Origin of the sequence: Lentzea sp. NPDC051213, assembly GCF_044455585.1 — a bacterium.
Classification (GTDB): domain Bacteria; phylum Actinomycetota; class Actinomycetes; order Mycobacteriales; family Pseudonocardiaceae; genus Lentzea.
The window spans coordinates 69,268-81,448 of sequence record NZ_JBITEX010000010.1 but is presented as its reverse complement, the minus strand read 5'-3'; the positions used below and the strand labels follow the sequence as shown (position 1 = coordinate 81,448).

Annotated in this window: 13 protein-coding genes; 10 read left to right on the top strand and 3 right to left on the bottom strand. The window is 68.4% G+C overall.

Features of this window, described 5'->3' with window-relative positions:
- Positions 1–128 precede the first annotated feature (128 nt).
- Genes ACIA8G_RS36810 through ACIA8G_RS36800 form a run of 3 tightly spaced genes read left to right on the top strand, consistent with a single transcriptional unit; the run spans position 129 to position 3,412 of the window.
- Positions 129–1,517 (top strand): collagen binding domain-containing protein, encoded by a 1,389-nt coding sequence (locus tag ACIA8G_RS36810; protein ID WP_396423376.1) that lies wholly within the window; start codon positions 129–131, stop codon positions 1,515–1,517.
- Entirely contained in the window at positions 1,502–2,206 is a 705-nt protein-coding gene (locus tag ACIA8G_RS36805) for a class F sortase (RefSeq protein WP_396423375.1), read from the top strand. The genes ACIA8G_RS36810 and ACIA8G_RS36805 overlap by 16 nt, the downstream gene beginning before the upstream one ends.
- Positions 2,207–2,263: 57 nt before the next feature.
- Entirely contained in the window at positions 2,264–3,412 is a 1,149-nt protein-coding gene (locus ACIA8G_RS36800) for a polysaccharide deacetylase (protein ID WP_396423374.1), read from the top strand.
- 15 nt (positions 3,413–3,427) lie between these two features.
- Here the strand turns inward: ACIA8G_RS36800 and ACIA8G_RS36795 are convergent, their stop codons facing one another.
- Together ACIA8G_RS36795 and ACIA8G_RS36790 are read right to left on the bottom strand one after the other, a co-directional pair.
- Positions 3,428–4,462, bottom strand: coding sequence for a PQQ-dependent sugar dehydrogenase (locus ACIA8G_RS36795; RefSeq protein ID WP_396423373.1), 1,035 nt, complete (start codon positions 4,460–4,462; stop codon positions 3,428–3,430).
- Positions 4,463–4,645: 183 nt separating this feature from the next.
- Positions 4,646–5,539 (bottom strand): PQQ-dependent sugar dehydrogenase, encoded by an 894-nt coding sequence (locus tag ACIA8G_RS36790; protein WP_396423372.1) that lies wholly within the window; start codon positions 5,537–5,539, stop codon positions 4,646–4,648.
- Positions 5,540–5,908: 369 nt separating this feature from the next.
- Here ACIA8G_RS36790 and pqqA point away from each other — a divergent pair, with 369 nt between their 5' ends.
- The 7 genes from pqqA (at position 5,909) to ACIA8G_RS36755 (ending at position 11,173) form a co-directional block, all read left to right on the top strand.
- Positions 5,909–6,031, top strand: a complete 123-nt coding sequence (pqqA, locus tag ACIA8G_RS36785) for a pyrroloquinoline quinone precursor peptide PqqA (protein WP_396423371.1) — start codon at positions 5,909–5,911, stop codon at positions 6,029–6,031.
- A gap of 93 nt (positions 6,032–6,124) precedes the next feature.
- Positions 6,125–6,820 (top strand): pyrroloquinoline-quinone synthase PqqC, encoded by a 696-nt coding sequence (gene pqqC / locus ACIA8G_RS36780; RefSeq protein WP_396423370.1) that lies wholly within the window; start codon positions 6,125–6,127, stop codon positions 6,818–6,820.
- Positions 6,817–7,095, top strand: a complete 279-nt coding sequence (gene pqqD / locus ACIA8G_RS36775) for a pyrroloquinoline quinone biosynthesis peptide chaperone PqqD (protein ID WP_396423369.1) — start codon at positions 6,817–6,819, stop codon at positions 7,093–7,095. Before pqqC ends, pqqD begins: the two co-directional genes overlap by 4 nt.
- The gene (pqqE, locus tag ACIA8G_RS36770; protein WP_396423368.1) at positions 7,088–8,170 is read left to right on the top strand and encodes a pyrroloquinoline quinone biosynthesis protein PqqE; all 1,083 of its coding nucleotides are present in this window, start codon (positions 7,088–7,090) and stop codon (positions 8,168–8,170) included. Before pqqD ends, pqqE begins: the two co-directional genes overlap by 8 nt.
- A gap of 5 nt (positions 8,171–8,175) precedes the next feature.
- Positions 8,176–9,060 carry a pyrroloquinoline quinone biosynthesis protein PqqB gene (gene pqqB / locus ACIA8G_RS36765; protein ID WP_396423367.1) on the top strand — a complete coding sequence of 295 codons (885 nt, stop codon included), beginning with the start codon at positions 8,176–8,178 and terminating at the stop codon, positions 9,058–9,060.
- 56 nt (positions 9,061–9,116) lie between these two features.
- Positions 9,117–9,998 (top strand): hypothetical protein, encoded by an 882-nt coding sequence (locus ACIA8G_RS36760; RefSeq protein WP_396423366.1) that lies wholly within the window; start codon positions 9,117–9,119, stop codon positions 9,996–9,998.
- Positions 9,998–11,173 (top strand): PucR family transcriptional regulator, encoded by a 1,176-nt coding sequence (locus ACIA8G_RS36755; protein ID WP_396423365.1) that lies wholly within the window; start codon positions 9,998–10,000, stop codon positions 11,171–11,173. Before ACIA8G_RS36760 ends, ACIA8G_RS36755 begins: the two co-directional genes overlap by 1 nt.
- A 54-nt stretch (positions 11,174–11,227) precedes the next feature.
- Here the strand turns inward: ACIA8G_RS36755 and ACIA8G_RS36750 are convergent, their stop codons facing one another.
- Positions 11,228–12,070 (bottom strand): SGNH/GDSL hydrolase family protein, encoded by an 843-nt coding sequence (locus tag ACIA8G_RS36750; protein WP_396423364.1) that lies wholly within the window; start codon positions 12,068–12,070, stop codon positions 11,228–11,230.
- Positions 12,071–12,181: the final 111 nt, after the last annotated feature.

The window sequence follows — 12,181 nt, the reverse complement described above, 5'->3', positions numbered from 1 at the left end:
GTCACATTCCAATCACGTTCACACTCTCCGTGACGGCACACTTCCCCCTCGTGGCGGCTTGTCCCCGATGTGGGGTACCGACAGGCTGGCGCGGGATTACCACAGGTCAGAGGGGATCAAGATCTAAAATGGGCTGGAAACGTCTGGCCGCCGTGGCGATGGTCTCGGGGCTCGCGCTCCTGACCGCCCCCTCGACGGCAACAGCGGTCGGCGTCAAGGGCATCGGCCACAACGCGTCAGGGCTCCAGCCCAACGCAACACCCGGTAGCGAGTGGCACGGCTCATACGTGTGGCAGAACAAGCACGTGTGGTGTGTCCAATATGCACTCCCCGCGCCGGACAGCAACGTCGGCTACAAGGAAGGCGACGCGCTGCGCACCAAGGCGGGCAAGGACCTCGCCCCGGACGTCGCGGCGAACATCTCCTACCTGCTGCTGCGCTACTCCACGACGAAGTCGCCGGAGGAGGCCGCCGCGCTCGCGCACCTGCTGCACAGCTGGACCGCCGCGCCGGACGGTGCCGTGCGACTGGACACCACAGACCCCAAGTACCTCGCTTATGACGCGGCCTTCTACGCGGCCCGGCTGCCGCAGTCCGTCATGGACGCGGTGGCGCGCATCAAGGCCGACGCCGAATCCAACCGCGGCCCGTGGGCGCTCAGCGCCACCGCGCCGAAGGAGCCGCTGATCATCGGTGCCGCGTCCGAGTGGACCGTGTCGCTGGTCAAGGCCAACGGCAAGGGCGTGCCGAACGCGCCGGTCGAGTTCACGCTGACCGACGCGACGCTGGTCGACGGCAGCGTCGGCGGCAAGGTCACCACGCCGGAGAACGGCGGCCCGGTCACCATCAAGATCGTCCCCACCGGTGCGAAGCCCTCGATCGCGGCCGTCGCGGACTCCCCCGCCGACCGGCCGGTCGTGCACCAGCCGATCCCGACGGACAACATGCAGCGCATCGTCACGACCGGTGGCGAGAAGAAGCTGAACGCCGCCGCCAACGCGCCGGCCAAGACCGCGCCCGGCATCGTGAAGATCACGAAGATCGACTCCGAGACCAAGAAGTCGATCGCGGGCGTCGCGCTGCGCGTCACGGCCAAGGACCAGACGAGCCCCGCGCTCAAGCAGGACGACTCCCCGCTGGTCGGCACCGACGGCAAGCCGCTGGTGCTGCAGACCGGCAGCGACGGCACGGTGGCCGTGCCGGACCTGCGCACGCCGCAGGAGATCTGCCTGGTCGAGGTGGCCGCGCCGAAGGGGTATGAGGAGTACTTCGACCCGAAGGCGCCGCCGGCCTCGTGCGGCACCGTCGCCGCGGGGCAGACGCTCGCGCTGGAACTGGTCAACAAGCCGAACAAGCCGGTCGTGCCGAGCACGATCCCGGCCGGTGCCGACGGCCAGACACCTGTCGCGACCGCGTCGTTCGACACCCAGCTGCGTCCGGGTCTGATGCTCGCGGTGGGTGGCCTGGTGCTGCTCGGCGCGGCGCTGGCAGGCTTCGTGGTGTGGCGCAGGCAGTGAGTCCCAAGGCTTTTCTGACCGGCGTGCTGGTGGCGGGAGTCGCCGCCACCAGTGTGCTGGTCACCACGTCAGAGACCGAAGTCCTGTTCGGACACGCGATCTCGGGCGAGATCCCGGTGGTCGGACCGGGACCGGTGGCGGACAGTTTCAGCACCGGCCGCGGCGCCGACCTCACCGGACTGATCGGCGGCGCGAACACGGCCAACGCCAAGCCCGCGGACCCCGCAGGCCAGCAGCCATCCCCACCGAAGGCCGGTCCCGGCTCCGTGCGGTTGCCGGCGGGAGGCTCCGCCACGCTGGTCCGCCGCGAGGTGAAGGACGGTGTGCTGCCGGTTCCGGACGGCATCGGTGAGGCCACCTGGTGGGGCACCGAGCTCGCCGGCCAGGAGGGTGCGACGGTCCTCGCCGGACACGTCGACTGGCGGGGCGCCAAGGGCCCGTTCGCCGAGCTGTGGCAGGCGCAGAACGGCCGTGAGGTCGTGATCGCCGACAGCGCCGGCAAGGAGTTCAAGTTCCGCATCAAGCAGATCGAGACCGTGCGCAAGGAAGATCTGCCCGCCCGCGCGGTCGAGTTCTTCGGGCCGCGTGGACCGCACCGGTTGGTGCTGGTCACCTGCGGTGGCACCTGGATCGGCGGACAGCAGGGTTACGAGGCGAACCGAGTGGTGATCGCCGAACCCGTTGGGTAGCGAAGCAACCCCTTCGGGTGACAAGTCGTCTCCTAAAGTGTGAAGCGGTGGGGATGGTTGACCACGGGCGTGGCGCTTGCGCTGGCCCTCGTGCTGGTGATGACCCTCGGTCCGAACAAGGACCAGGAGACCCAGGCGGAATCCGGCGCATTACCGATGGCGCCCCGGCTCCCCGCACCGAAGGACACCGGGCCGGCGCCGACGGTGCCCGCTCCCACACCGGAGCAGCTGCAGAAGCAGCCGTGGATGCACAAGCTCACGCCCGGTGAGAAGCCTCCGCAGTTCGTGCTGTTCTCCTTCGACGGCGCGGTGTCCAAACAGCACTGGGACAAGGTCCTGCCGCTGGCCAAGCAGACGGGCGCGCACGTCACCGGCCTGCTCTCGGGCGTGTACATGCTGTCCGACCAGGACAAGATGCAGTACCAGCCGCCGGCCGGGCTAAAGCGCGGTGTGTCCGACATCTCGTTCGGCGGCAGCAGGCAGGACATCCAGGCCCGGATCGGTTACCTGAACCAGGTCATCGACGACGGGCACGAGATCGGCACGCACTACAACGGCCACTTCTGCTCCGGCGGCACCCAGCCGTCGGTGGACAAGTGGGACACCAACGCGTGGAACGCCGAGCTCGACCAGTTCAACCAGATCGTTGCCCAGGCCCGTGCCAACGGGTTCAAGCTGCCCGCCGACGCCGTCCGGGGTGGACGGACGCCGTGCCTGGAAGGCAACTGGGACCAGGCTTTCCCGGCGATGGCCTCACGCGGACTGGTCTACGACACCAGCAAGGTCGCGCTGGGCGTCCAGTGGCCGTCCGTCCAGAACGGACTGTACGAGTTCCCCATGCCCGAGGTGAAGGTGCCCGCGCTGGGCAAGCAGGTCGTGATGATGGACTTCAACCTCTGGTACTCGCTCAACGGCGCGAAGGAAGAACCGCAACGCGCAGGGGAGTTCACCCAGATCGTCGTCGACACGTACCGGTCCGTGTACCGGGCCGCGTTCAACGGAAACCGCGCGCCGCTCGTCATCGGCAACCACTTCAACGAGTGGAACGGATCGGCGTTCTCCAACGCGATGGAGCAGTTCCTCGGTGAGGTGTGCGACGAGGCGGACACCGTGTGCGCCACCTACACCGAGGTGATCCAGTGGATGCAGCTGCAGGATCCGGCGGTGCTGGACCAGCTCCGCCGGATGCCCGCAGCCCGCAACTAGCCGCGCCGATCGAACTCAGCCGTCGGTCGAGATGATCCGGTCGTCGTTCGCACCGGGAGAACCGTTGGCATCCCGGTTGGACGTGCCGAGCCACAACGTGCCGTCCGGCGCCGTGGTCACCGCGCGAACGCGGCCGTAGCTCGTGAACACGGCCTGCGGCGTGCCGAGCGTGGTGCCGCTGACCGGGATCTTCCACACGCGCCTGCCGGTGACCGCACCGACGTAGAGAGCGTTCTTGTAGAAGGCGATGCCGGTCGGACCGGCCTGGCTCGTGCTCCACGTCTTGACCGGGTTGGTCATGCCCGGAGTGCTGCAGTTGCCCTCACACGTCGGCCAGCCGTAGTTCTTGCCGGCCTCGATGCGGTTGATCTCGTCGGTCGTGTTGTTGCCGAACTCGGTGGCGTACGTGGTGTTGCCGATCCAGGTGATGCCCTGGACGTTGCGGTGGCCGATCGAGTAGACGATGCTGCCCGCGCGCGGGTTGCCCGCGGCCGGCCTGCCCGCCGCGTCGAACCGCAGTACCTTGCCGCCCAACGAGTTCCAGTTCTGGGCGTTGGCGGTGTTCTGGCCGTCGCCGGTGGTCGCCCAGAGGAAGCCGTCCGGACCCCATTCGAGGCCGCCGCCGTTGTGGTAGCGGTTCTTCGGGATGCCGGTGACGATCGGCTGGGGTGTGCCGCCCAGCGCGAGCTTGGCGATTCGGTTGTCGCTCGCGGTCGAGTAGTAGATGAAGACCGAGTTGTCGGTCGCGAACGTCTTCGACACGGCGAGGCCGAGAAGTCCGCCTTCACCACCGGTCGTCTGGGCCTGCTCCACCGTGTCCAGGTCCGTCACGGTCGTGCCGCTGATCTTCTTGATCTTGCGGGTGTCCCGCTCGGTGAAGATTCCGCTGCCGTCCGGCAGGAACTCGATGTCCCACGGGATGTTCAGCTTGGTGGTCAGGGTTCGCTCGGCGAGAACCGATGGACCGTCCTGTGCGGAGGCCGGTAGCACGCAGAGGCTTGCGGCCACGGCAGTGCAGGCTGCCGCGGCTGCGATTCGACGAGCACGCATGTGTGCTCTCCTTCGTGTCCGCTCGTGAATTAGTCTGCGGCGGCGACGTTGCAGGGCGTATTTACCCAATCACACATCGCATGGACTGACAACGGTGATCGGATGTTTCGGCACGTCCCTCGCCTCCGAGCGGGTGAGGCGAGGGACGTTCTCAACTACCTCAGGTAGCCGAGTTCAGGTCACTCAGTTGCCGTCGGCGAGGTGGATACCGCCGGGGGTGATCACCCAGAGTGAGCCGTCGGGACCCGCGACCTCGTCCCGCGTGCGGCCGAGGTTGGTGTAGATCTTGCCGCCGGCGCCGCTGGTGTTCAGCTTGAACGTGCCGCCCTTGAGCGAGGCCATGTAGAGCATGCCCTTGTAGGTGGTGAGGCCGGACGGCGTGGCCTGCGAGGTCGGCCACTGCTTCACCGGGTTCGTCATGCCGGCGTTGTTGCAGGAACCCTCACAGGTCGGCCAGCCGTAGTTCTTGCCGGCGTCGATCTTGTTGAGCTCGTCGACCTTGCTCGCGCCGATGTCGGAGATGTAGAGCTGGCTGCCGACCCAGGTGAGACCCTGGACGTTGCGGTGGCCGTAGGAGTAGACGAGCGAGTTGAACGGGTTGCCCGGCGCGGCCTTGCCGTCCTTGGTCATGCGGAGAACCTTGCCGCCCAACGAGTTCTTGTTCTGGGCGTTGTTGCCGTTCTGGCCGTCACCGGTGCCCGCGTAGAGGAAGCCGTCGGGACCGAACTTGATGCGGCCGCCGTGGTGGAACTGCGAGCCGCGCGGAATTCCGGTGACGATCGGCTTCGGTGCGCCGCCACCGATCTGCCAGGTGGCGATCCGGTTGTCGGATCCGGTGGTGTAGTAGAGGAAGAGCGTCTTGTCCGCCGCATAAGCCGGGGACACGGCGATGCCGAGCAGGCCGGCTTCCTTGGTCACCGAGATGCCGGGGATGTCGCCGACCTTGGTGACCTTGCCTTCCTTGGTGATCGTGGAGACGGTCTTGGCGTCCTTCTGCGTGAAGATGCCGGTGCCGTCCGGCAGGAAGTCGATGCTCCAGGCCTGACTGAGGCCGGTCGCGATCGTTTTGACAGCCATCGTGCCGACTTCGTCCGGTGTCGCTGCAGACGCCAGCGGGCTGCTGGAAAGTCCTACCGCAAGCGCGAGGACGCCGACGTACGCACTTCGACGAGCACTCATTGTGCTGACCCCTCCAACTTTCGCGTCGTGCGGCGACGGCGAGCCCGCTTCGGAATGTGCGGGCTTGGGGGCCTCCTGATACAACCACGGTGTGTAGTCGGCGTCGAATCCGCCAACCGGGTCACCCATCCGATGACTTTAGGTAACTTTATGTACGGTCTAGCGGAAGCCGCGCGCGAAGACATACCGTGGGCTTCGCCGCCGCACCCCACGGAAGTGCCGTGCGCCCACCGGGGCGCACGCGCTGAAGACCCGAGGAGTTGCGCCATGAACGTTGTCGAGACTCGTACCGAGCAGAAGCTTCCCGAGGTCAAGCGCGAGTGGGTGAAGCCCGACTTCCGCGACTTCGAGACGCCGATGGAGGTCACCGCCTACGCAGCCCGCAGCTGACGTAAGGCACCCGGCCGGGGTTCCTGTTCCTGCGCGGGAACCCCGGCACCCGCCTCACCGTGCCTCCTTCTGGTCGACCGAGGAGTTCCGCCAATGACTGCCGTTCCTCCCGAGGAGTTCGTCGCCGAGCTCCGCGCCCTTGCGCCCCGGTACTGGGACAGCCACCCGTTTCACCTGCGCATGCACGCAGGCCAGCTGAGCAAGCACGAGCTCCAGGCGTGGGCCGCGAACCGCTGGTACTACCAGCGCTGCATCGCCCAGAAGGACGCCGCGATCCTCTCCAACTGCCCGCTGCCGGAGTTTCGCCGCCAATGGCGCGAGCGGATCATCTGGCACGACGGCACCCAGCCCGGTGAGGGCGGTGCCGAGAACTGGATCCGCCTCGCGGAAGCCGTTGGGCTGACGCGGGAAGAGGTGCTCGACGAACGGCACGTGCTGCCCGGCACGAGATTCGCCGTCGACGCCTACGTGAACTTCGCGCGCACCAAGCCGTGGGTCGAGGCGGTCGCCTCCGGTCTCACCGAGATGTTCTCAGGTGCGTTGATGCGCAAGCGTTTAGCGGCTCTGCGGGAGCAGTACCCGTGGATCGCGGAGGAGGGCTTCGCCTACTTCACCAACCGCATCCAGGCGGTGGCGGGTGAAGGCCAGGCCACGCTGGACATCGTGGTCGAGCACTCCCTGACGCGTGCTCAGCAGGAAGCCGCCGTCGCGGCGCTGTCTTTCAAGTGCGACGTGTTGCGTGCTGTGCTGGATGCCGTCGACTACTACTCGGGCAAGGGCAAGCCGTGACTTCTGTAGTCGCGCTGGACGCCGTGCCGTACATCCGGCGCGGCGTGAAGTGCACCTACGACCAGATCCGCTCGTCGCACGTCGTGTTGTTCCCCGAAGGTGTGCTGGTGCTGAACGAGACCGCTGCTTCCGTTGTGGCGCTTTGCGATGGCGAGCGGTCCGTCGGCGACATCGCGCTTGCCCTAGGCGATGTCTACGCCGGTGTGCAGCCTGAAGATGTTGCCGAGCTGGTGGCCCGGCTCGTTGAGCGGAGGGTGGTGGACGTCGATGGCTGAGGCACCTTTCGGCCTGCTGGCCGAGCTGACGCACCGGTGCCCGTTGCAGTGCGGCTACTGCTCGAACCCGATCGAGCTGGTGCGCCGGGACGCCGAGCTGTCGACCGACGACTGGCTGCGCGTCTTCGACCAGGCCCGTTCCCTCGGTGCGCTGCAGATCCACCTCTCGGGCGGAGAACCGTTGCTGCGGCCCGATCTGCCCGAGCTGGTCACGCACGCGAACAGCCTCGGCTGCTACGTCAACCTGGTCACGTCGGGAGTCGGTCTGTCCCGGGACAGGTTGCGGGATCTGGCCGCGCGCGGCGTCGACCACGTGCAGCTCTCCCTGCAGGACGCGACTCGTGCGGGCAACGACCGGATCGCCGGCATCAAGGCGTTCGACCGGAAGGTGGAGGCCGCGGCGTACGTCCGCGACGAGGGCCTGCCGCTGACCGTCAACACCGTGCTGCACAGGCAGAACCTGGACAACATCGCGGGCATCATCGCGATCGCCGAGGAGATGGGCGCCGAGCGCCTGGAGCTCGCCAACACCCAGTACTACGGCTGGGCGCTGCGCAACCGCGCGGTCCTGCTGCCCACCCAGGAACAGCTCGCCGTGGCAGACCCGATCGTGGCCGCCGCGCAGGCTCGCCTGCGTGGCCGGATGGAGATCGTCTACGTCATCGCGGACTACCACGAGGCGCACCCCAAGCCCTGCATGTACGGGTGGGGCGCGCGGCAGTTGACGGTGGCACCCAACGGCGACGTGCTGCCGTGCCCCGCGGCCACCGTGATCACCACCTTGCAGATCGAGAACGTCCGAGATGCCTCGTTGCACGACATCTGGCACAACTCGTCGTCGTTCAACGCCTTCCGCGGCTTCGAGTGGATGAAGGACCCGTGCCGCTCGTGCCCGCGCAAGGAGATCGACTTCGGCGGCTGCCGCTGCCAGGCGTTCCAGCTGACCGGTGACGCGGCGAACACCGACCCGGTGTGCTCGCTGTCGCCAGAACGGTCCACTGTGGACCTCATCTTGGAGACGGAGATGGCACCCGCCGAGGTGCCTGCCATGGCGATGCGGAAGATCGGCGGCTGACTCTCGTGAAGGCGGTACTGCTCGGCACCACAGCAGGCGGCGGCTTCCCGCAGTGGAACTGCGCGTGCGCTTTGTGCGTGCGCGCCCGTTCCGGTTCGTTGCCGTCGCGTTCCCAGGACTGCCTGGCGATCAGCGGCGACGGCACCGACTGGTGGCTGGTCAACGCGTCCCCGGACATCCGCACGCAGATCGTGTCGTGCGGCTTCCTGAACCCCGGACCGGGCCCGCGCGAGACCCCGTTGCGCGGCGCGCTGTTCACCGATGCGGAACTCGACCACACGCTGGGACTTCTGACGTTGCGCGGTGGCGCCGGGCTCACGGTGTGGGCGCCGGGCACCGTGCTGCACGCGCTGAAGGACCAGTTCGACCTCCGCACGGTGATCGACGACTACTCGCCCGTGGCGTGGCGTCAGGTCGATCCGGACCAGACGTTCGAGCTGGCCGGCGGCCTGCAGGTGAGCGCGATCCCGATCAGCGGCAAGCGTCCCAAGTACGCCCGCTCGTCCACAGTGGACGGCCATTGGGTGGTCGCCTACCGGTTCGTGGATCCCGTTTCCGGTGGCGTGCTGGTCTACGCGCCGTGCCTGGCGTCGTGGCCTTCCGGTTTCGACGAGGTGGTCGCCTCGGCGGACTGCGTGCTGCTGGACGGCACGTTCTACGCGGCCTCCGAGATGGGTTCGGCGACCGGCAGCTCGTCCGGCCAGGCCGCGATGGGCCACCTGCCGATCACGGCGAGCCTGCCGGAGCTGCGGCGCTTCCCGTCCGTGCGCCGGATCTACACCCACCTCAACAACACCAACCCGGCGCTGGATCCCGAGTCGCCCGAGTCCGCGAAGCTGCGTGAGGCGGGGGTCGAGGTGCCGGTGGACGGCACGGTGATCGAACTCTAGGACGTTCGGGTGAGTTGCCTTTGCGCGTTGTGGCGCAGGGCCCCACGATCTGGCGCGTGACAGATCTGGATCGAGTCCGCAGCCACAGCCTGGAGTGGGCACACCGCTTCGGCCTGCTCTCCGAGAACTGGTCGGAGCAGGACTTCCTCGACTTCGACCTGCCGCTGTTCGCCGCGCTCACCCACCCGCACGCTCGCGGGTCCGTCCTGGATCTGCTCTCCGACTGGTACGTCTGGGGCTGGTACCTCGACGACCTGATCGTGGACCGCTTCAAGCGCACCGGTGACATCGACGGCGCGCGGGAGTTCCTGGGTGCCGTGGCCGAGGGCGACACCGTCGTCGGGCGCTCGTTGCGAGACCTGCTCGCCCGCACACCACGGCCGGAGCTGGCCCGGCATCTCCCGAACGCCATCGGCGACGGGCTGTGGGAGGTCGAGAACACGGCGCGGAGCCGCGTGCCCGACCCCGTCGACTACGTCCAGATGCGGCGGCTGTCCGGTGGCGTGCCGTGGGCGATGGTGCTGATCGAGGTCGGCCTCGGCGTCGAGGTCACCGTTCCGGAGAGCCTCGACTGGCAGCGGTTCGCGGACGCGTTCGCCGACGTCGTCGACCTGCACAACGACCTGGTGTCGTACCGGCGCGAGACCGAGTACGAGCACGACGTCAACAACGCCGTGGTCGTGTGGCAGGTCCACTTCGGACTTTCGGTGACCGAGGCCGTTCTCCGGGTGGAACAGCTGCTGGCGGCGCGGACCGCGTTGTTCGACGAGCTGTGCGAACGGCTCGCCACCCCCGACACGATGCTGCTGATCACGGCCATGCGGGAGTGGCTGGCCGGCGACCTCCGCTGGCACGCCGAGACCGCGCGCTACCGGAAGTGGCCGCTCCGCACGTTCGCACCGCGCGGACTGGGCACCTCTGCCACCAGAATCGGCTGATGTCCTTCACCATCGGCGGCCGCCCGCTGGCCGAGCGGATCGTCGCGGAGATGCCGTCGTTCGTGCGGCTGGTGCTCGCGGAGATCACCGCCCGCGTCCCCGCGTACCGGCAGCTGCCCGCCGAAGAGCTGGCCGGCGACATCACCCGCGTGATCGAGGGGACGCTGCGCGCGTTCGCCGAAGTGCTGCGCAGCCGCGAACTCCCGTCGCCGGAGGAGCTGCGGTTCCTGCGCGAATCGGCGGCGCGGCGAGCAGAGGAAGGCGTGCCGATCGACGTCGTCCTGACCGCGTACCACGTGGGCATCCAGGTGGTCTGGGACGTGCTCGTGCCCGAGGCACGGCCGGACGAGGTCGGCGAGGTGCTGGCGCTCAACGCGTTGGCGATGCGCTACCTGCAGGTCGTGACACCCGTGGTGAGCGCCGGGTACCTAGACGAACGCCAGACGATGTTCGACGACGAGAGGTCCGCCCGGCACACGTTGCTGACCGGTCTGCTCGACGGCACACAGAACGCTGACGGGCCGTACGTCGTGCTGGCCGTGCACGCACCACCACACGCGGACGAGCTCACGCCAGGAGTGGACGCGGCGATCGCCGGACGGCGAAAGGTGCGGCGGCTGCGAACGGAGCTGGAACGGCACAGCCGTGAGCCGGTGCTGTCCGCGCTGACCCCGCACGGCGGCGTGGCGTTGCTGCCGGGCGATGACGTGGGCCGCGTCGCGCGGATAGTCACCGACGTCGCGAAGGCCGCGGGTGTCGACCTCACGGTGGGGGCGGTCGCGGCCCCACCCTCCGGGGTCGCGGCCGCCACCCGGCTCGCGCGTGAGGTGCTGGACGTCGCCGTCCGGTCCGGTCGCCCGCCCGGCGTCCACCAACTCACCGATGTACTGCTCGAGTACCAGCTGTCCCGGCCGAGCGCCGCGCTGGAACCGCTGGCCGCTGTCGTGTCCCCGCTGTCCGACGAGTTGGTGCAGACGCTGGAGGTCTATCTGCGGCGCGGTTCACGCCGGCCCGCCGCCACCGAGCTGCACGTGCATCCGAACACCGTGGACTACCGGTTGCGGCGGGTGGCGGAGCTGACCAGGCTCGACCCGACTCGGATCGAGCACGTCACGCTGCTGACTGCGGCTCTGGCGGCGCGGTCAGCTGTTGGTCAACGGCCGGGTGGGCCGTGAGCAGTTCCGCGCTGGCGCAGGGGTACCCCTTGCTGGGAACCCCTGCAGCTCAACCTACTCAGCTGCCCCGACAAGATCGGCGGCCCGCGCGATCGACGCCCCGAACGCCTTCATCCCGGCCGCGTTCGGATGCAACGGCGCCGCAACCGTGGCCGGGATCAACCCCTCCAGGTACCGATCACCAGGCGCAGCACAGATGTCATGCCCGACCGTGACGCTGGCGAAGTCCACATAGGACATCCCGCGCTGAGCCGCCTGAGCCTTCGCCACAGCGCTCACCCCGTTCATCACGCCCTGCAGGTAGTCCCCGTCCCGCGCCCACACCGGCTGCACCGGGTAGCAGCCGCCGGGCCGGATGTAGGTGCCGTAGCCGGTGACCAGCACACGAGCGTGCGGGGCGCGGCGTTTGATCTCGTCCAGCGCGGCTCCCAGCTCAGGCGCCCAGGCCTGGATCGCCTCGGCCAGCTGGTCGCGGCCGCCCGCGGTGAAGCGGTCCCTGCACGAGAGCCCGAACGGTTCCGGCAAGGCGTTGATGCAGCTCAACGCCGTCTGGAAGAGACCGATGTCGTTGGCGCCGATCGTGACCGAGACCAGGTCGGTGCTGGGCTTCACCGCGTCCAACTGCGGGGCGAGCAGGCCGAACCGGCGCCCCGCGAGGTCGTCGGTGGTCGCGCCCGAGCAGGTCACGTCGGTGAGCGTGGCGCCCAGCGTCTTCGCGGCGACGCGCGGGTAGTCGCGGTCGCTGCGCAGGCACCAGAGGTCCGGGTCCTGGTTCGGGATCAGCGGGCCGGCCGCCGCCGAGTCGCCGAGTGCCACGTACTCCAGGGTGTCCGCCTGCGCTGTGGTTGTCCCCGCGACCAACACCACGAGCGCCGCCAACCCGGCCACGATCCGCATTCCGAACCTCCAACGTCGCTGTCAGATCTGCTCATCGTGGTGGCCTGGGCCACTCGCGCGGGTAGGACGTTGCCCAGAGTCAGCCGGTCGGGTTTGTGACCGATCACAATG